This is a genomic window from Amycolatopsis albidoflavus (assembly GCF_039525725.1).
In the GTDB taxonomy this organism is placed as follows: domain Bacteria; phylum Actinomycetota; class Actinomycetes; order Mycobacteriales; family Pseudonocardiaceae; genus Amycolatopsis; species Amycolatopsis albidoflava.
On record NZ_BAAAHV010000005.1, the window covers coordinates 1 to 17,259 of the forward strand.

Annotated in this window: 20 protein-coding genes; 3 read left to right on the forward strand and 17 right to left on the reverse strand. The window is 73.6% G+C overall.

Annotation, left to right across the window (positions count from 1 at the left end; translation table 11 throughout):
* Positions 1-1,247 precede the first annotated feature (1,247 nt).
* The 10 genes from ABD156_RS04510 to ABD156_RS04555 all read right to left on the reverse strand — a co-directional run bounded on the left by ABD156_RS04510 (position 1,248) and on the right by ABD156_RS04555 (position 10,356).
* Entirely contained in the window at positions 1,248-2,429 is a 1,182-nt protein-coding gene (locus ABD156_RS04510) for a hypothetical protein (protein ID WP_344266892.1), read from the reverse strand.
* A complete protein-coding gene (locus ABD156_RS04515; RefSeq protein WP_344266895.1) occupies positions 2,426-2,722 on the reverse strand; it encodes a hypothetical protein in 297 nt (98 codons plus the stop codon). Before ABD156_RS04515 ends, ABD156_RS04510 begins: the two co-directional genes overlap by 4 nt.
* A gap of 235 nt (positions 2,723-2,957) precedes the next feature.
* Positions 2,958-3,176 carry a hypothetical protein gene (locus ABD156_RS04520; protein WP_344266897.1) on the reverse strand — a complete coding sequence of 73 codons (219 nt, stop codon included), beginning with the start codon at positions 3,174-3,176 and terminating at the stop codon, positions 2,958-2,960.
* 45 nt (positions 3,177-3,221) lie between these two features.
* A complete protein-coding gene (locus ABD156_RS04525) occupies positions 3,222-3,665 on the reverse strand; it encodes a hypothetical protein (protein ID WP_344266900.1) in 444 nt (147 codons plus the stop codon).
* A gap of 37 nt (positions 3,666-3,702) precedes the next feature.
* Positions 3,703-4,185, reverse strand: a complete 483-nt coding sequence (locus tag ABD156_RS04530; protein ID WP_344266903.1) for a hypothetical protein — start codon at positions 4,183-4,185, stop codon at positions 3,703-3,705.
* A 623-nt stretch (positions 4,186-4,808) separates the two neighbouring features.
* A complete protein-coding gene (locus ABD156_RS04535; protein WP_344266906.1) occupies positions 4,809-5,111 on the reverse strand; it encodes a hypothetical protein in 303 nt (100 codons plus the stop codon).
* Positions 5,108-5,815 carry a hypothetical protein gene (locus ABD156_RS04540; RefSeq protein WP_344266909.1) on the reverse strand — a complete coding sequence of 236 codons (708 nt, stop codon included), beginning with the start codon at positions 5,813-5,815 and terminating at the stop codon, positions 5,108-5,110. The genes ABD156_RS04535 and ABD156_RS04540 overlap by 4 nt, the downstream gene beginning before the upstream one ends.
* Before the next feature lie 82 nt (positions 5,816-5,897).
* On the reverse strand, positions 5,898-7,649 hold the full coding sequence (locus ABD156_RS04545) for a VWA domain-containing protein (protein WP_344266912.1): 1,752 nt from the start codon (positions 7,647-7,649) through the stop codon (positions 5,898-5,900).
* Positions 7,650-7,694: 45 nt separating this feature from the next.
* A complete protein-coding gene (locus ABD156_RS04550; RefSeq protein WP_344266915.1) occupies positions 7,695-8,864 on the reverse strand; it encodes an AAA family ATPase in 1,170 nt (389 codons plus the stop codon).
* A gap of 970 nt (positions 8,865-9,834) precedes the next feature.
* Positions 9,835-10,356: a BTAD domain-containing putative transcriptional regulator gene (locus ABD156_RS04555; protein WP_344266918.1), complete on the reverse strand. Its 522-nt coding sequence runs from the start codon at positions 10,354-10,356 to the stop codon at positions 9,835-9,837.
* Between the two features lie 427 nt (positions 10,357-10,783).
* Between ABD156_RS04555 and ABD156_RS04560 the strand changes: the two genes are divergently transcribed.
* Positions 10,784-11,851 (forward strand): hypothetical protein, encoded by a 1,068-nt coding sequence (locus tag ABD156_RS04560; protein WP_344266921.1) that lies wholly within the window; start codon positions 10,784-10,786, stop codon positions 11,849-11,851.
* 310 nt (positions 11,852-12,161) lie between these two features.
* On the forward strand, positions 12,162-12,758 hold the full coding sequence (locus tag ABD156_RS04565) for a hypothetical protein (RefSeq protein ID WP_344266924.1): 597 nt from the start codon (positions 12,162-12,164) through the stop codon (positions 12,756-12,758).
* Here ABD156_RS04565 and ABD156_RS04570 read toward each other — a convergent pair.
* Both ABD156_RS04570 and ABD156_RS04575 read right to left on the reverse strand, forming a co-directional pair.
* On the reverse strand, positions 12,722-13,156 hold the full coding sequence (locus ABD156_RS04570) for a hypothetical protein (protein WP_344266927.1): 435 nt from the start codon (positions 13,154-13,156) through the stop codon (positions 12,722-12,724). The two genes, ABD156_RS04565 and ABD156_RS04570, sit on opposite strands and share 37 nt — an antisense overlap.
* A 35-nt stretch (positions 13,157-13,191) precedes the next feature.
* Positions 13,192-13,653: a hypothetical protein gene (locus ABD156_RS04575; protein ID WP_344266930.1), complete on the reverse strand. Its 462-nt coding sequence runs from the start codon at positions 13,651-13,653 to the stop codon at positions 13,192-13,194.
* Positions 13,654-13,695: 42 nt separating this feature from the next.
* On the opposite strand from ABD156_RS04575, the gene ABD156_RS04580 reads away from it, so the two are divergent.
* The gene (locus ABD156_RS04580) at positions 13,696-14,223 is read left to right on the forward strand and encodes a M41 family metallopeptidase (protein ID WP_344266933.1); all 528 of its coding nucleotides are present in this window, start codon (positions 13,696-13,698) and stop codon (positions 14,221-14,223) included.
* A gap of 5 nt (positions 14,224-14,228) precedes the next feature.
* On the opposite strand, the gene ABD156_RS04585 is transcribed toward ABD156_RS04580, so the two are convergent.
* From ABD156_RS04585 to ABD156_RS04605, 5 genes are all read right to left on the reverse strand, one after another.
* The gene (locus tag ABD156_RS04585) at positions 14,229-14,699 is read right to left on the reverse strand and encodes a TadE/TadG family type IV pilus assembly protein (RefSeq protein ID WP_344266936.1); all 471 of its coding nucleotides are present in this window, start codon (positions 14,697-14,699) and stop codon (positions 14,229-14,231) included.
* Positions 14,696-15,598, reverse strand: a complete 903-nt coding sequence (locus ABD156_RS04590) for a hypothetical protein (RefSeq protein WP_344266939.1) — start codon at positions 15,596-15,598, stop codon at positions 14,696-14,698. Before ABD156_RS04590 ends, ABD156_RS04585 begins: the two co-directional genes overlap by 4 nt.
* Positions 15,599-15,648: 50 nt before the next feature.
* The gene (locus tag ABD156_RS04595; RefSeq protein ID WP_377928114.1) at positions 15,649-16,089 is read right to left on the reverse strand and encodes a TadE/TadG family type IV pilus assembly protein; all 441 of its coding nucleotides are present in this window, start codon (positions 16,087-16,089) and stop codon (positions 15,649-15,651) included.
* Between the two features lie 2 nt (positions 16,090-16,091).
* Positions 16,092-16,289, reverse strand: coding sequence for a hypothetical protein (locus ABD156_RS04600; RefSeq protein WP_344266945.1), 198 nt, complete (start codon positions 16,287-16,289; stop codon positions 16,092-16,094).
* 61 nt (positions 16,290-16,350) lie between these two features.
* Entirely contained in the window at positions 16,351-17,244 is an 894-nt protein-coding gene (locus ABD156_RS04605) for a type II secretion system F family protein (RefSeq protein WP_344268460.1), read from the reverse strand.
* Positions 17,245-17,259 lie beyond the last annotated feature (15 nt).

Below are 17,259 nucleotides of genomic sequence, written 5' to 3' on the forward strand. Positions count from 1 at the left end.
CTACCGCGCCACCGTCGGCGACGGCCCCATCCCCAGCCTCTACCGCACACCCCCGCCCGACGACCTGCCCCTCGGCGACTGGGTCCACAAGCAATACCAGGCAGCCAAGAAACGGGAAACTGAGCCGCGAGCGCCGCCAAGCCCTCGTGCAACGCGGACTGCCCGTACCCCCGATAGCCGCACCGCCTGCTCGCAGATACCGCCCTGAGCGCGGCGACGAAGTCTGCATCCGTGAGTTTTGACCGCAGTTGCGGCTTGAAGTGGGCAGATGTGTATGCGGCGGCGAGGGAGCACGAAAACACTCCAGTGCAGCTTGACCCCGCAATCCTCCGGACCGCCCGATCGGGGACGTCGGGGCGGGCGGTAAAACGCGGGCACCACATCGGGCGTCGGACGATAGGCGAGGACACGATCTTCACCAAGGGCCGGAGATGAGGGAAGGAACCTCCGCGGCAGCCGTCGAAGCTCGACCCGGTCAAGCTGGCGATCGGCGAATTCCTGCGCGGCGGCCGGATTCGCCGCGCAAGCAGCAGCACACGACCCGACACCCTCGCCCGGCCGACCGACGAGCACAGCATGCCCGACGTTACGTACCAGGCGGCGCGCCGACGTCGAGGACCCCGGGCTCCGCGGATCCGGGCCGATGCAGGGCGCGGCGCGGCGGCGTTCATCCCGCAGTCGCGTCGGTCCGGGCTGCAAGCCGAGGCCGACTTCGGGCAGACCGCGGAGAATGAGATGACTAGACCAGGATGCCCGGCACTGCGGTCAATTCTCACGAATACCCGTTCAAGCCCCAAACGCATTCCGACCGGCGGTCAGCACGGACAAACATCTGCGGTCAGTTCACGCTGTCACAACCAGTGTGCTCGTCGTTGATGCGCACCAGCACCACGCGCTGGCCCCGTGCGTACTAGCCCACAGCGAGTAATCTTTGGTCTTCGGTCAGGTCGGTCTCGGTCGGGTCCTCGATGGCGCCTCCGGCCACGCCTTCGGCCAGCTCGGTGTGCGCTGTCGCGGCGCGCTCGCCGCAGAACACCAAATCGGTACGGCCGGTTGCTGGTCGCGGTCGACCTCGTCAGCTCCCGTCTCGGGCCCGGGCGGTCCGGACAAGTTGATCGGCCGCTCGGGGTCTTCGCCACACGGGCAGCCGGTTCAGGCAACCTGTGTGTCCCGTGCGAGCCGACGCGGCGGCCAGTTCGCCGTCCGCCTGTTGACGGCGCCCCGCTCGTCGGTCGACCGGGGCGCGATCATGACCTGCTTCCCGACAGTCGCCCGCGCTCCGGTGTCGCCGCGCCCGAACGCACCGTTCCCTCGGATTTCGCGGGCGCTGTCTGAAAGGTCCACTGGTCGCAGTCGATCCGGTAGTTCCCGTCCGGATCGGGGTCGATGCGCCACGGCAGGTAGCCGTCGTATGCCCGCTGGTGCTGATGGACGTGGACCAGTGTGCCGCCGTCGAAGTACGCCAGGGGGTGGCGGTCGGGGTCTGTGAAGTGGCTGGTCGTGCACCACGCCGCGACAGCCTCGGCGATCTCGGGCCGGAACACCGGGACCCGTGCCTGTCCGGGCGCGGCGTCGAGCCGGGCGGGAAACCCGCTCGCCGACGTGCGGGCGGGATCGCAGGTGACCAGGGTTTCGCCGGGGCGCGGGCGGCGCCGCTCGGCGTCGCGCAGCAGTTCGAGCTGCCGGTGGAAGCCAACGAGGGTCCAGGTGGGGGCGGACAGGAACCAGCGGCCGAGTTCGCCGAGCGGGTAGCGGCCGTCCTCGCCGACGGCGATCTCGTGGCGTCGGCGGGCGCCCTGCCCTGTGAAGACGACCAGCTGGTCGTCTTCGAAGCGGGCCAGCGGATACCAGTCCGGATCGATCGGGTAGACCATGTTGAGCCACTGGCACACTTCCTCGGCGACCTCGCGGCGCAGCCGGGGCCGCACCCACGGGCCGTGGTGGCGGCGGGATTCGACGGCGGCGGGGAAGCTGGCCTGGTGCGGTTCGGCGGCGCGGGCGGCGGGCACGAATTCGATCCAGCACTCGCCGGCGGCGAGGCCGGTCCCCGCGGGCGAGTCCGAGGCGGCGGGGAGCGTGGTCATGGGCTGTTCTCCTTCGACGGTCGTGGTGTCGTGGCGCCCGGGCGGCAGCGTCCAGCGGAGCGTGTCCGGGTCCCACTCGGCCGTGGCGTACAGGCGGAGGATGTCGTGCAGCCCGGGGCCGATCATCCAGCCGAATTCTTCGCACTCCGCCTCCCCGGGCCACCGCCCGGTCCACACGTCCTGAGGGCAGCCGCACGAGGGGTCGTGGGCGAGACGCTGGCGTCCGTTGGCCAGGCAGCGCGCCAGGTCGCAGCCCTCCAGGTGGTACTGGCCGAGCGCGACCTCGCAGTCCGGGCAGAGCGGCTCCGGCGACGTGCCCTCGGTGTCGGTTGCGTGCGCGGTCATGCCGTCCTCCCGTGCTTGCCGGGGCCGTTGTGGAGGAACTCGGTCCACCGGCAGGTCTCGTGGCTGAGGCAGTCCTCGGCCACGCGCACGTCCGCCTGGGCGAGGAGAGGGTGGTGGGCGGCGACCACGTGCGCTCCGCCGGTCATGGCCTCGGCGATGCGCAGGTGCATGTCCGCCCAGTCGAAGCAGCGCTTGTACTCGCCCGGCTCGGCGCCGGTGCTGCCCAGCGTCGGATACATCGCACGGGCGCGGGCGAAGAGGGCCTCGGCGGCGGGGGTCGTGTTCGGCGGCATGGTGTTCCTCCCTGTGGTTGTGCGGCTTGGAGCTGGGTCAGCAGGCGGTGAGCACCGCGCGGGCGCGGCGGTCGGCCAGCTCCGGGTGGGTGGTGTGGCGGTCGTCGTCGGCGATGAGCACGCGCACGCCGAAGCGCGGAGGGCCGCCGGAGGGGTCGGTCCAGCCGCAGAGGGCAGGACCGAGAGAGCCTGCACGGTGTTTTCGGCGGCTGGGCTCGACATGAGACGGGCTTCCTTATCGTGCTGGTGCGCAACGGTTCCGGCCGTGCGACGCCGGACCGCAGGCGTAAGGGTCGGGCGGCGGGCACGACGGCGCCTCGGTGTGGCGCGCGGTGTCCTGGCCCCTTTCGGCGGCACGGCCGAGGATGTAGGCCAGCATGATCACCGGGGTCCACGGTCCCGGCAACAGCGCCGCGAGCGCGGCCCACACGAGCCGTTTCTTCTTGTCGTGCATTGGGTTTTTCGCCCCCTTTCCGCGGAGCAGCGGCGACGGAACGGGTCAGGTGAAGGTCGGAATGGCGCCCAGGACGGCGACGACCTCGGCGACGACGGGCACGTCCATCGCCGCGAACACGGCGTAGCCGCCGAGTTCGGCGTTCGCGGTCGCCCCGATCCGACTGGAGAGCACGGTCTCGCAGCGGCCGGTATTCCACTGTTCGAACGAGATCCCCGCCTCGGCGGGCATCCGCCACGCGGTCGGGCAGTACAGTCGCAGCACCTCGGGCCACGCGTGCTCGGGCACGTCGTGCTCGCCGCAGCACAGCGCGGAGACGACCGCGACCGTCGAGGCGCGACCGGTGCGCGGATGCAGTTCCCAGTCCGGGTCGAGCACCTCGACCGGTCGGCGGGACTTCAGTCGCCCGGTCAGGGCGAGCCGGATCTCGCCCGCGTCCGCCTCGGCGCGGCGGTACAGGTCACGGGGAATCGGCGTGCAGGCGGTCATGATCGGTCTGTCCTTTCGGGACTGTCCTGTGGTCGGGTCACGGGAGCCGCCCTAGCAAGCTCCCCCAGTCCTCGGTTCGGGAGCCGGGCGCGCGATACGCCGGGAGCCGGACCGCTGGCTCTCCGCCGGGGTCGCGCAGCCACCGCGCGAAATCCGGCGGCCCGCACGTCAGCGGCGGGCGCGGGTCGTCGGGGTCGAGGCGGTGCCATCGGTCGCCGCCGCCCGCAGTCAGGTGCACGGCGTCGTCGTGGTAGCTGATGATCCAGTCGTTGCGGTGGCTGGTCTCCCAGTGCCACGGCCACCCGTTGCGCGGCTCGAACGCGGCGCCGAGCCCGTCGACGGGCCACATCGTCAGCAGTACGCGCACCGCCGCGCGGTAGGCCGAGGCCCGCCGTGCGGTCAGGGCGGCGTGGCCGTCTGGGTGTTTGAGGAGGTTGTCGGGGTGGCAGCCGAACTGCAGGGACCCGATCCAGCTCGCTGCCGTTCCGGTGCCGACGTAGAAGTCGGTGCGGGTGGACATCTGCGCTCCTTTCCGTGGCGGGGGTGCGGATTCCGGGCGTTCAGGGATCCGCCTGGACCGGGCATTCGTCCCGGTGGCCGATGTCGTGTTCGGACCCCGGAGGCAGGGGTGCGCAGCGGCCGCCGGCCTGCGAGTCGAGGTATCGGCCGAGGCCCGGCGAGGTCGGCGGCCGCAGCCCGCGGGATCTCGCCGCCGCAGTCCGGGCACGGCGCGAGGACGCATAGGTCGTCCACGATGCCGTCGAACGACGTGAACCGGTACTCGGCGCCGTCGTCGCCGACGGTCACCCGAAACCAGCGCCAGCCGCCGTGTTCGCGGTCGGGGTCGTCGGTGACGGTCACCGCCTCGCGCGCGACGCCGAACACGTCGGTCATCTCGCGCGCCAACGCGCGGCGGGCGGCGGCGCGCCGGACGTCGCCGGGACGCTGGTCGAACGCGGGATCCTGGCGGCGAGCCCGGGCGAGCGCATCGGCGGCGCGTCCGGCGAGGGTGTCCGTGCCGAGGCGCGGTGCGGTGTCCGGCGCGGCGGGGAGGGACGGATCGGGTGTCGCGGTCGTCGCCATGATCAGGCTCCTGTGGTGTCCGTTCCGGGAATCGGAAGAGAAACTTCTTGCGGTCCTTTTTCAGTCGCACCCGGCGATTCCGGGCAGGGTGCCGAGTTCTCTCCACCCGTCGATGCCGTTGCACCGGTGCGCGGACAGGCCGAGGGCGTAGAACGCGGTTGCCGTGTCCGGCATCGGGTAGCGCCGCACGGTTCCGGCGTGGTCCTGGCACTTGGCGGTGACGGTGCCGTCGCGGTGGCGGTGGCGGATGATCCTGCCGTCGTCGATCTGCGCGTACTCGGTGCCGTCGAGATTGTCGTGCCAGTGCAGTACCGCGATCGTCTCGCCGTGATGGTTGACGACAAGCTCTGCGTGCGCGGTCATGCGTGCCCCTTTCCGTTGCGGTCGTTCTGGTTTGGTCGCTCAGCGGCGGTGGCGGGTGGCGCGGTGTCGTCGACCGGTGCGCCGAGGGCGCGGGCGAGGGCGGGTGCGCGGGCGATCGCGTCGTCGACCGGCAGAGTCAGCTGGATCTCTATGAGGTCGCTGTGGCGCCAGTAGCGGACCGCGACGGGCTTGACCCGGCGAGGCTTCTCGCTGCGGCACACCGACGTGATCTCGTCGAGCAGCTGGGTCGCGACCCTGTCGCGGGCGGCCTGTCCGCGAGCGTGCGCCTGGTCGCGGACAGGCCGGTCGGTTTCGGCGCGCGCGAGCGCCTGTCGGTACGCCGGGACGAAGACGTCGTGGATGTAGGCGGCGACCTCGGCGGCCGGGGTACGGACGGCGAAGCCGGGATAGTCGTCCTCGCCGGGTCCGTGCGGCCACGGCCACATGAACACCTCCCGAAGCCGTGGCGGGACCGGGCCCGGCACCAGGTGATACCCCCACGCGCGCCGATCCCAGGGCACCAAGCCGATGCGGAACCCCGTGTCCAGGCACAAAAGATCGGCGACCTGGTCACTGGTGCGGCCACGGCCGACCGTCCAGCGTCCCGGCAGCGCGGCGGCGATGCGGATCGCGCCGAGGGCCACCCGGTCGTGCTTCGTGAGGCGCGGCGGCACGCCGTGCGCGGGTTCCGTCGTCGTGGTCATGGCGGGGTTTCCCTTCTCTGGTCCGGAAATTCGGGCGGCCCGCGAACCCGGGGGCAGGACTGTCTGCCCCCGGGTTCGCGGTTCAGCGGGTCGCGCGCAGGGCGGCGGTGGCGGCCTGCCCGATCGCGCGGGCGGTCGCGGTCGGGTCGGTGAGCGTATACACGGTGGCGCCGTTCATCGGTTCGGTGTGAGGTTGGTCGGGGGCGAGCCACAGCACCGCGCAACCGCTGCCGCGCAACCGGTCGAGCATCTTCTGGCCTTCCGCCCGGTATTCGGTTTCGAAGTTGCCGTCGGAGATGATCACCAGCAGGCGCGCGGCGGTGGGGTGGGACAGATCCAGGGCGCCGTCGAGAGCGCTGATCGCGGTGTCGATGATGTGACGGCCGAACCCGGTGTCGAATTCGGTCACTTTCGCCGGGCTCGCTCTGGGGCGGGTGATTGGGGTGACGCTGCCCGAGCCAAAGGTCACAGTGGCGGTGGTGGCGGGCGAGGCGGTGTAGCGGGCGGCGCGGGCGAGGATCCAAGCCGCCGAGGCGGCGGGGCCGGTGAAGGGCCGCATGGATCCGGTGACGTCGCAGATGATGCCGAGCCGCAGCGGAGGGGCGGGCACGGCGGCGCGGGTGGTGCGGGTGAACGGTTCGGCGGTGGGGATCGCGCCCGCCGCGCGTTGCGCGTCGGCGGTCATCGCGCCTCGCATCCGCAGCCGTCCCGGGGGCACGGTCGAGCGGGTTTTCGCGGCAGTGCGCTCGCGGTGTCCGGCCGTGGTCAGCGCGCGGGCGAGGTGCCGCGCGGCGGTCTGTTCGGCCGTGCTCGGCACCCGGGTGCCCCGGATGTGGCGGGCGGCCGGGTCGTATTCGGTTCCAGCGCCGCCGAAGACCGTGTTCGCGGTGTCCTGTGCCTGTCGGCGTGCCTTCTCGTCGGCGGCGCGCGCCCCCATGGCTTGGGTGACGGGGTCAGTGGGGGCGGGCTCGGCGGCGACCGCGCGGGCGATCGCGGCGGCGGCGCCGGTGATCGCGGTCGCGAGCGGTGACGGCGCCCCGTTGCCGTTGCCGTTCGCCGTGGGGTCGGCGTCGGGGGCGCCGGCCGACTGGTCGGGGTCGGCACCGACTGTTTCGCACCAGCGGCGCCCGAGTTCGATCATGCGCATGCTGTCGGCGGCGGCGTGCGCGGCGCGCCAGATGTCGCGAAGCGTCTCGAGGGTGCCGTCGCCGAGGACGTCGCGCACGACGCGGGAGACCCGGGCGACTTCGCGGCTGGTGAGGATGCCCGCGTCCACGCGCGCCAGCAGCAGCGCGGCACTGCGGGCGGCGTCCTGCGCGGTCATCCGGGGCGCGGCGGCGGGGTCGTTCGCGCGGGTGTCGGCGAGGATCAGGTTGACGGCGCTGGCGCGCAGCCAGTACCGGTCGACCGGGCGGCGGCGCACCTGTGCCGCTTCCATGCGGGTCTCTTGCAGCAGGTCGGCCGCCGCGACCGCGCCCGGGGGCGCGCCCTCAGGCGCGCGCCACGCGGAATGCTTCGCGTGGCCGCATTCGTGGGTGAGCAGCCCCCACGCGGTGCGGTAGCGGCGGCGGTCGCCGACCCGGTGCGGTGCGACGGTGGCGGGGTCGACCCCTTTGTCCAGGTGGGTCCCGTCGACTTCGATGGTGGCGAGGTCGGGGAAGAAACAGGCCGGGGCGCCGTGCCCCGCTCCGGGGGCGACGGTCACCACGAGGTCGTCGCGGTCGGCGATCGCGGGGACCTCGTCGCCGAACGCGGCGGACAGGGCCAGCCAACCGGGGGCGGCGGGAAACACGGCGGTGGGCGCGGCGGCGGGCGCGGCTACGTGTGCGGTCACGATGTCTGTCCTTTCCGGACGGTCGCGGGGTCGGCGGGTGCGCGGCTAGAACTGGGGTCCGAGCGCGAGCGGGGTGACGTTCGCGCCGAACACGTTGCGCACGGCCTCGGCCACCACGCTCCGGTCCTCGTCGGGCGCGGCGCCGATCAGGTTCCCGGCAGCGGCGGCGGTGCCCAGCGCGTCGGCGATCCGGTTGAACGCGATCAGTTCGCGCAGCTGGGGCGCCCACCCGATCTCGCCTTTTTCCTGCCGCTGGGCCAGGTTCCGGGCTACGCGCACCGCTTTCGGGTCGATCTTGAGCTGGGCGGCGAGGTCGTAGTCGGTGGACACGTGGATCTGCACGGAGAACCGGGACGAGAGCGCGTCGGTGAGCACCGCGCCGTGCACCCCGGGGTTGTGCCCGCCGATGACGTAGAACCCGTCCACGGCGTCGACCACCTCGTTTTTGTGGCTTTTGATCAGGATCTGGCGGCGGCCGTCCATCGCGGGGTACACCACCGCGAGCACGGTCGGCGGGATGAGGGTGGCGTCGTCGATGAACAGCGCGCGGCCCTCGCGCATCGCGGTCACCAGCGGCCCGTAGGCGAACTCGTAGCGGCCGTCCGGGGTCTGGACGTAGGACCCCACGAAGTCGTCGGTCACGGTGTCGCTGTCGCCCTGGATGGTCACGAGGTCGTCGAACGCGGCCTCCACCACCGAGGTTTTCCCGGTGCCGGGCGGGCCGTACATGAGCGCGGACACGCCGGCCTCGCGCAACCGCCGCAGCGCGGTCACGTCCGACAGCCCGGAAAGCTTGCGCGGGTGGTACATCTGCCCGTTCGGGCGGCGCACCGGTCCGGTGACCATCGGGGCGGGGGCGGGGGCGGGCGGCGCGGCGGGTTTCGGCGGCGTAGGAGCGGCGCTGGTCGCGGGTGGGTTGACCGTGGCGGTTTTGGCCGCGTCGGCGGTTGTGTTCGTCGCGCGGTAGGTCAGCGGGTTGGTGCCGACCCTTTCGGCTTCGCCACGCGCTTCCAGCGTCGCCAGCGCGTTGCCGACCGCGCCGGACGACCGCCCGCCCAGCTTGGCGGCGATGGCGCCGGAGGTGAGCGCGGCGGCGGGGTCGAGGGCTAGCTGTTCGGCGACCTGTCGGCGGAGTTCGCCGTTGCGCAACCGGGGGGCCGCGCCCGGGGCGGCGGGCGTGCCGCCCGGGGCCGGGGTGGTGGCTGGCGTGGTCATGGCGTCGGGTCCTTTCGCGCGGTGTCGGCGCGGGGCACAACGGCCCGCATTCGCGGATCGGCTGGTTTCGGGATTCTCGGGGCGGTGATTCCGTCGCGGTTTCCGGTTTTCCCGGTGACACGACAAACGTAACTCGACGCCGCGACGCCGCGACGCCGCGCAATAGTTTTCCGGGGTTTTTCGTGCGTATTTTTCTCCGAATTTCGGCCGCAAATACCGGAATTCGCAGGAATTGTTTTCCCTGGTCAGGACGTGTGGGAATGGTCCGGGGCGGGCAGAGCCGGCCACAGGCGAGACCGCGGAGGGAAGCAGTTTTTCCAGAGGAACGAGACGACAGGCGAGCAGCCGCCAAGGCGAGCGGAGCGAGGTGGCGAGCACGGTCACGACAAGGATCGAAGCGGCTGATGCCGTCGCCGGGCCTGATGTGCTTTCCCGCTTGTGGCCAAGCGAGTCTGGGATACCGGCGGATCCCTCCGGAGCAAGCATGACCTGCGAGAACTGCTGGCACAGAGGGATCCGGCTTAGGCGGGCGCCGGAACACGGGGCCGATCGGCCGGGTCGGCGGCCCCGCGATCGGCAGCCGCGGTCCGCTGCGATGCGTTCGGCGAGCGCGGGGTGCGGCATCCCTGCGGGCGCATGCGGGCGCCGCGTCCGGCATGCCGTATGCGAGCGGGGCTCGACGGTTGCCGACGCGGAGCCCGGCTGTCGTCGCGGCGCTCGAACGTCGCGTCCGGCGCACGGCGCGGGACAGCGGAGAAAGTATCGCGGAGAACGGGTGCGCGCCCACGGGATTCTTTTTCTTCGACCTCGGAGTTTGTGCTTCCGCAGTCGACGTTAGCATCGGCACGGGCGCGGAATCTGCGAGAAATTGAGGTATTTCGCTGTTCTGCGAAATTGACTTCGCGTCGTTTCTTCCGTGCCTCGCGTGCCGTGTTCGCGAGGCGTCTTCGGGGATCGTCGGCGTGTTCATTCACGGTGCCGCGGGTCGGGCGGTGCCGTCGAGGGGGATCCCGGTGTCGTGCTCGCGCAGCCGCTGGGCGAGGGCGACGGTGTCGGTCGTGGGCGTCGTGTCGAGTTCGGCGAGGCGGGTGCGCAGGAGGGTCAGGGTGCGGGAGATGGCGTCGTGCCTGCCGAGTCGGTGTTGCAGGCGCATGATGTCGCGGTAGACCAGTTCGTTGTGCGGGTCGAACGCGCGGGCGGTCTCGAGCAGGTCGAGGGTGTAGTCGGGGTCGTCGGCGACGCGGGCGCGGGCGAGCGCGGCCACGGCGTCGAGGGCGTCGCGGCGGGTCGCTTCCCGTGCGGCGGCGAGCCATTCGCTGTCCAGGCCATCGGCCAGCGTGCCGCCGTAGTGCGTCACGATCGCCTCGCAGGCGTCGGTGCGGTGTTGCGCGGTGGCGGCGGCGCGGCGGGCGGTGACCGCGGAGGCGAAACGCCAGAAGTCGACGTCCACGGTGGCCGGGTCGAGGCGGTACTGGCCGTGTTCGGCCAGCACCAGGTCGCCGGCAGCGCCGCGGGTGGCGGTGTCGAGGGGTGCGGCGGATGCGGGAGAGCACGGTGCGCAGGACGCTGGCGGGGTTGCGGGGCGGGTGGTCGGGCCAGAGGGCGTCGACGATCGCGTCCCGGGAGGTTCCGCCGGGGTGCACGGCGAGGAAGGCGAGCAGTTCGAGGGGCCGGTTTGTCAGTTCGCCGGACAGGTCGCGGGGTTCGGCGTCGGGCCGCGCCGGGTCGGGCCGCCAGTGCAAGGCCGGGGCGCCGAACACGGTCAGCGCCAGCGGCGGCACCGGTGTCGGCGGGCCGGTGTCCGCCCGCGGCGGTCGCGGGGCGGTGCAGGTTTTCTCTTGCCTGGTAAGGGAAATCTCCGGGGCGGCGGTGCCTGCGGTGATTTCCAGGCTGCCCGGGCTGTCTCGGTCCGGGGGATCGTGCGTGGTCGTGTCGGCGGTGCGGTCGTCGCGGGAGTGTGCGGTGTGGAGGAGGTCGAGCAGGGCGCGGGTCGCGGTGTCGGGCAGGGTGAAGGCGCGGGTGCCGCGCAGGGGTTCGCCGGGGCCGGGGTCGGTCGCGGAGATGGTCCCGGCGGCGGTGACGTAGGCGGTGATTCCGGCGCGCCATTGGCCCAGCAGCAGCGCGGCGAGACCGTGCTGGGCGTGGTTGTCGAGCAGGTGCTGCAGCCGTGCTTGCCGGTCCGGGTCGCGGGGCGGGGAGGCAATGAGGACGACGGGCACGTGCGGTGCGGCCTGCTGCGGGTCGAGCGCGTCGAGGGCGGCGTGCAGGTCGGCCGCGACGGTGACGGTGTCCGGCAAGGCCTGGCCGGACGCGGGGACGCCGAGCAGGCGGCCCAGGTCGGCGGCGGGCACGAGCACCGTCGGTGCCGGGCCGTGCTCGGGTGCGGCGGTGAGCACGGACAGCAGCAGGGCGCGGGCCGCGGCGTAGCCGCCGGGCCCGACCAGTCCGAGCCCGTGCACGCGGGCCAGGTCGAGCGCGATCCGGGCGCCCTCGTCCGCGGCCGGGGTGTCGCGGCTCGTGCCGGCGACGGTGGTGTCGAGGGCGATGTCGAGCACGGACGGCGGCGTTGCGGGCCCGGTGCCCGCAGCGGCGCCGATGACACGGCGAACGCGAGGCGTGAACACCCGCATCGAGCCCTCACCCGCGAGCGGGTCCGGCTGCGGTGCGGGTCGGGTCGGGGCGGGTGCGCAGCGGCGGTCGTGCGAGCCGGTCTGACCGGCGGGGTCGGTGTCGGCGGCCAGGTCGGCGTCTTCGTCGTGGTGGCGGGCGTGCAGGTGGGCCAGGCGCAGCTGGTACACCGCCGGTGCGACCGGCGGGTCGTCGTCGCGGCGTCCGCTGCCGGGCCGGTAGCGCGCCTGGCGTCGCCGTCGCGCGAGCACGAGCAGGGCGCTGACCGCCGCGGCCACACCGAGCCCGACGAACACCTCGTCGCCGCCCCACGTCACCGCTCCCCCGGCCGGTTCGCCCGCACCGCGACGGACTGGTGACGGAGACGCGGGCGGCGCAGGCGGGGCGGGGTCCGCATGCGGCGGCGCGGCCGTGTCCGGTGCTGGGGGCGGGTGTCCGGCCGCGGGCGGCGGTGCCGCGGGCTGAGGCTGGGGCGGCTTCGGCGGGGCGGGCGGCGGGCTGATCGCGGGGAGGCGGAGGGTGTCGCCGGGGCGGATCCGGTTCGGGTCGGTCAGCGTCCGTCCGCCGGGTTGGGCGCTGCCGTGGTTGAGGGCCCAGATCTCCGGCCACCGGTCGCCCTCCGCCCAGGCAGCGCTGCGCGATCCGCCACAGGGAATCGTGCACCCCGTCATGCGGAGACCGGACCCGCTCGGTCCCGGGCCCGGGCGCGTGCGGCGACGCCGGGCGGTGCGCGTCGGCAGGCGCTGCGGCCGACGCGGGGACGGTCGCGGCTGCCGGCGCCGGGCCGTCGGTGCGTGCCGCGGCGGCGGGGACGAGCGGCGCGGCGGTGGCGGTGCGGCCCAGCACGGCCAGCAGCAGGGTGCCGACGAGCACGGCTGCGACACGCCGCACCGGCCCCGCCCGGCCCCGCAGGTGCGGACGCCGCGCGCCGCGGGCGACGTCGGCGGCGCAGGCCGCGACGTCGAGGACGAACACCAGCCACAGCAGCCACCCGCCGCACGCCAGCGCGTCGAGCAGGACGCTGCTCGACATCGGTGCCATCAGCACGGCGCCGACCTCGCTAGGGCTCGGCAGATGGTCCGGCAACGGCCAGCCGACCCCGTAGACCAGGGCGCACGGCGCCCCGGCCGCGAGCGCGGCCAGCAGCCCGGCGGCGAGCAGTCCGCGCGCCGCCCGTCCCAGCAGCCGCGCCACACGCGCGAGCGCCGTGCGCCCGGACGGCGCCAGCATCAGCTGCCCGCCGCGGCTGCCAGGCCGTTGCCGTAAGTGTCCGGCGCGGCCGAATCCGGTGCGGGCGGTGCGGCCGAGGCGGGTCGCGCGGCACGCGGCGTTGTGCTCGCCCGCGAACCTGTGCCGCCGGAGTTTGTCCTCGCGCCGGTGCGGTGTCGTTTGCTGCGCGCGGGTTTGGCGGCCTGGTCGCGCCAGCGGGCGAGGTCCGCGGCCGGGACATCGGTGACCTCGGCCAGTTCCGGCACGTCGATGACGTCGCCGGCCGCGGTCAGGACCTCGCCCAGCGCGCCTTCCAGGCCTGCGAGTTTCCTGGCGAGGTCGGCGTGCCGGCGGGCCAGGTCCCCGACGGTGCGCGCGGCCTTGCGGCGGCGGGCGCTGCGCGCGGAGTCTTTTTCTTCCAGGCGGTCGTCGATCTCGTCGTCCAAGGCGACCATGCGTTCTCCCTTTCGTGACATGCAGGGCTGTGGGGTCAGGGCTCGACGGCGGTGACCCCGCGCTGCGGGTGGGCGGAGCCCCGCCCGTGGGTGCGGATTTCGTCGATCCCGGCCAGCGACAGCAGCTGGGTGCGGTAGGCGGCGGTGACCTCGACGGTCACCGTGTCCCCGGCGACCTGCACCGTGCCGGTGGCGCCGGCGGCGGCCAGGTACCGCTGCGCCAGCTCCCGCGCCCGCCCCGGGTCGAGCCGGACTGTGCCGGTGGCGCGGTAGGCGGCGAGGTCGAGGGCTTGGGCACCGGCGCGGGCGGCGGACTCGGCCTGTCCGCCGGCGCAGACCTTGCTCGCCAGGGCGAGGCCGCCGTCCAGGCTCAGGCCGGTCAGGGCGAGCAGCCCAAGCAGCAGGGCGAGCACGAACGCGGTGACGCGGCCCTCCTCGGCCCGCCACCACTCAACCGGCCGCCATCGCGGCCTGCGGTGCCGCGCCGCCGCGGGCATGCCGCCGCGCCGCGGCCGGGCGGCGCGGGGAGAATGAACGACGTGGCCGCTCTCGAGAAGCCGGAACCGCCTGGGGCGGCGGAGGATCGCGCGACGGCGTGGCACGAGGCCGGGCACGCGGTCGTCTACCTGCTGCAGGGCCGGTCGCTGCGCTACGTCACGCTGCGCCCGCGCGGGATCGGCCGTCTGGGGTTCACCGCGGTACGGCCCCGCCGGGCAGATTTGTCGGCGCTGGCGGTCGTCGCGCACGCCGGCCCGCTGGCCCAGGCCCGGCACGTGTTCGACACGACCAGCGCCGTCGAGCGCGCCCTCGAGGACGTGACGGCCGACGATGTCCGGCTCGACGCCTACCTGCACGGCGGGCACGACGACCTGGCCGTGATCGCCGACGCCCGCCGCGCCTACGGACTCGACTCCCGCGGCCCCGACCTGTGGTCCGGCACCGCGCAGAACCTGATCGACGCGCACTGGCAGGACATCGGCCGTGTCGCCGAGGCGCTGATCGAGCACCGCACGCTGACCGGCGCCCAGGTCCGCGCGTGCGTCGCCGAGCCGGCGCTCGTCGGCTGAGCCGCTCATCGGGAGGCTCCGGGCTCGTGCCAGGACAGGTAGGCGTCGACGACTTCGCTGGCCGTCGATTCCAGAGTTTTCCCGCCGGGCACGCCGAGCAGAAGCGCTTGGCCGAAGTCCACGGTGCAGCGCACCCGCACGGTCACCGCCGACGCGGGCGCGAGCGTGCCCGACATCGTCACGGTGACGCCCCGGCACGCCAGCCCCGCCCGCGCCCGAGCGGCCCCGGCGGTATCGCGGGCGGCGGCGGTCGCCGCCGCCGGGCTGCGTTGCAGGGTGGCTGCCCGGGCGGCCTGGTGCGCGGCGTCGTCCAGCCGCAGCCGGGCGTCGACGCCGCGGTGCACCACCACCGCCAGCAACACCAGCAGCATGACCAGCAGCGGGGTGACCAGCACGGCTTCGGCGGTCACCGAGCCGCGTTCGGCGGCCCACCACCGCCGTGCCCGTGCCGACGCACCGGGCGCGGGCCGGGTCACCGCGCGGCCCCGCCGCCGCGACCGGGGCGCGGCCAGGACGAGGCCGGCTGCTCCCACGGGAATTCCCCGGCACCGACGGTGTCGCGGGCGGCGGTGATGTAGGCGAACACGGTCTGCGGCAAGGCTTCCGCGGCCTGCGGGAGGCAGCGGGCGACGTCGCTTCCGGGCAGCGCGGCGAGGACGGCGTCGGTGCGCGCGGCCAGCTCGGCGTGGCGGAGTTTCGTTTCCCAGGCCCTGGTCAGCACGAGACAGCCGTGCACGTGCCGGGCGACCTCGTCGAGGGCGCGGTCGATCTCGGCGACGGACGACCTCGCCGCTGCGCCCAGCCCGGCGGCCGCGGGGTCGGCGGTGAGGTCGTCGGCCAGGCTCCGGGCCGCGCGGGTGCGGTCGAGGAATTCCAGCGCCTGCCACACGATGCGGTGCACCTCGTGCGGGATGCCGGGGTCGATCCAGGTTCGGGCCGGGCTGCGGTGCAGCTCGTCCACGCCCGCGATCAAGACCCGGACCTCGGCGCCGGCGGTGCCGAGGCCGGTGAAATCGCGGCTGCGGAAGAAGAACTCGCCCCGCCGGCGTTCCATCCGGCACGCGGCCGACGCGGCGTGGCCGTGCTCGGCGAGCATCCCCGCGGCGCGCTCCCAGCCGATGATCGCGCCTATCCCTGCGGTGAGGACTGCGGCGCAGACCACGGCAGCACCCAGCGCCGAGATCACCGCGACGACCGCCAGGGCAATGCCGCCCAGCACACCGATCACCACTCGCGGATGCAGCGCCGCGCGGACTCGTTCGGCGCGCCACCGCGACGGACGCACGTGCGGGTTCAGCAGCATCGAGTCCGGGCCGTCGGCGAAGGTCGCCGCGCGCACCGGCGTCGCCGCCGGGGACGGATTGTGGTGCGTCATCGAAGTGTCCTTTCGCCAAAATGCCGGGATCGCCGATGCGGCAAGGGAATTCACGGTGCGGTGTCGGGCACGAAGCGCTCGACCGGGCCGGCGGCTTCGGCGTGCACGGGCAGGTGCACGCCGGGCAGGACCGCGGCGGCCTCGCCGCGGACGCTCGCCGACGCCGAGTCCGCGCCGCGCGACACGGCGAGGCCTGGGTCGCGCAGGGGCCCGGCGGCGAGGTCGGCCAGCAGCCGTTGCCCGGCGGCGCGTCCCGCGGCGGCGGTGCCGTGCTGGGCACGGGCAGTGGCCAAGGCCTGGGATGCTGCGGCCTGGGCGACGTGGGTGGCGTGCGACCACACGGCGAACTGGATGATCGCCAGCAACGTCAGCAGCAGCAACGGCGTCGCGACGACCAGCTCGACTGTGGCCTCGCCCCGGTCGCCCCGCAACGCACCCCGTGCACACTCGACAGCGGCTCCGGCGCGGGTGCGGGCTGGGCGGGCGGGCATCGTCAGCCGAGCCCGAGGTTGATCGAGTTCGCCTTCTCGGTCAGTTTCGCCACGATGATCGCGATGATGGCGATCGCGGCGATGGCCATCAGGGCGGTGACGATCACGGTGGTGGTGATTTCCCCGCGTTCCGGGTCGGCGCGCAGCAGCGCGATCCGCGCACGCGTCAGCTCCCGGAGGGTGCGAACGTAGTACAACATGGTGGTGCCTTCTTTCCGTTGCGGTGCAATGCCTTTCGCTAGTGACGGGGCGAGGGGAGAGCTAGAGTCCGTTGAGGACTTGGATCACGGCGGGGTAGGCGATGAATCCGAGGAAGCCGAGGAACAGCAGCGTCACCGGCAGCGCCATGCGTTCGGTCGCGGCCTGCGCGTCGGTTTCGGCCTCGGCGACCTGATGGGTCCGCAAGGCCTGCGCCTTCGCCGCCAGTGAGGCGCGCACCCGGGTGCCTTCGGTCCCGGCCAGGGAAATCGAGGTCGCGAGCTCGGACAGCTCGGCGATGTCGAGTTCCTCGCCGAGCTGGCGCAGGGTGGTCCACGGGGTGGTGCGGGTCAGCTGCGCGGCGTACAGCGCGCGGCGGATCTTGTCGAACGCGGGCCCTGTGCCGACGGCCGCGGCGTCGCCGAGTGCAGCCTCGACGCCAGCGCCGCCCGCGAGCGTGATCCACACCAGGTCCAGGAATGCCGAGAGCGCGTCGCGGAATTCGCGCCGCCGCTGTGTGGCTTTGGCTCTGACGTCGAGGTCCGGGGTCAGGAAGCCGAGGGCGGCGAGCACGAGCCCGGCCAGCAGCGGCACGTCGACACCGAGAGACAGCCCGCCCAGGGCGAGCGCGGCTTGCAGCAGCCACGGCACCAGCAGCCCGGCCTCCGTGAGCACGCCTTTCGAGGCCAAGTGGGTGTCGACGCCGCGGCCGGTGACCCGCAGGTCAGCCTCGATCTTCGCGCCGGGCAGGCCGATCTTCCGCAGGCCGGGCACGAACACCCGGCCCCAGCGGCGCACCCAGGCGGCGTCCGCCGCGAGGACGATCAGCGGGTCGGGCGGTCGCGAGCTGATCTGGGCGAGCTGGTCGCTCAGCGCCGGCGCCGGCGGCAGGGCCCAGGTCAGCAGCAGCCACAGACCGGTACCGGCACCGGCTCCGAACAGCAGAGCGGGGATCACGAGCGCTCGCCTCCG

Excerpts from the sequence above, each read along its gene's own strand:
- ABD156_RS04595 (WP_377928114.1), bottom strand. The coding sequence starts at position 16,089 with ATGCCCGCCCGCCCAGCCCGCACCCGCGCCGGAGCCGCTGTCGAGTGT.
- ABD156_RS04510 (WP_344266892.1), bottom strand. The coding sequence starts at position 2,429 with ATGACCGCGCACGCAACCGACACCGAGGGCACGTCGCCGGAGCCGCTC.
- ABD156_RS04540 (WP_344266909.1), bottom strand. The coding sequence starts at position 5,815 with ATGACCACGACGACGGAACCCGCGCACGGCGTGCCGCCGCGCCTCACG.
- ABD156_RS04575 (WP_344266930.1), bottom strand. The coding sequence starts at position 13,653 with ATGCCCGCGGCGGCGCGGCACCGCAGGCCGCGATGGCGGCCGGTTGAG.
- ABD156_RS04565 (WP_344266924.1), top strand. The coding sequence starts at position 12,162 with ATGCGGAGACCGGACCCGCTCGGTCCCGGGCCCGGGCGCGTGCGGCGA.
- ABD156_RS04535 (WP_344266906.1), bottom strand. The coding sequence starts at position 5,111 with ATGACCGCGCACGCAGAGCTTGTCGTCAACCATCACGGCGAGACGATC.
- ABD156_RS04515 (WP_344266895.1), bottom strand. The coding sequence starts at position 2,722 with ATGCCGCCGAACACGACCCCCGCCGCCGAGGCCCTCTTCGCCCGCGCC.
- ABD156_RS04550 (WP_344266915.1), bottom strand. The coding sequence starts at position 8,864 with ATGACCACGCCAGCCACCACCCCGGCCCCGGGCGGCACGCCCGCCGCC.
- ABD156_RS04530 (WP_344266903.1), bottom strand. The coding sequence starts at position 4,185 with ATGTCCACCCGCACCGACTTCTACGTCGGCACCGGAACGGCAGCGAGC.
- ABD156_RS04590 (WP_344266939.1), bottom strand. The coding sequence starts at position 15,598 with ATGACGCACCACAATCCGTCCCCGGCGGCGACGCCGGTGCGCGCGGCG.
- ABD156_RS04570 (WP_344266927.1), bottom strand. The coding sequence starts at position 13,156 with ATGGTCGCCTTGGACGACGAGATCGACGACCGCCTGGAAGAAAAAGAC.
- ABD156_RS04600 (WP_344266945.1), bottom strand. The coding sequence starts at position 16,289 with ATGTTGTACTACGTTCGCACCCTCCGGGAGCTGACGCGTGCGCGGATC.
- ABD156_RS04520 (WP_344266897.1), bottom strand. The coding sequence starts at position 3,176 with ATGCACGACAAGAAGAAACGGCTCGTGTGGGCCGCGCTCGCGGCGCTG.
- ABD156_RS04525 (WP_344266900.1), bottom strand. The coding sequence starts at position 3,665 with ATGACCGCCTGCACGCCGATTCCCCGTGACCTGTACCGCCGCGCCGAG.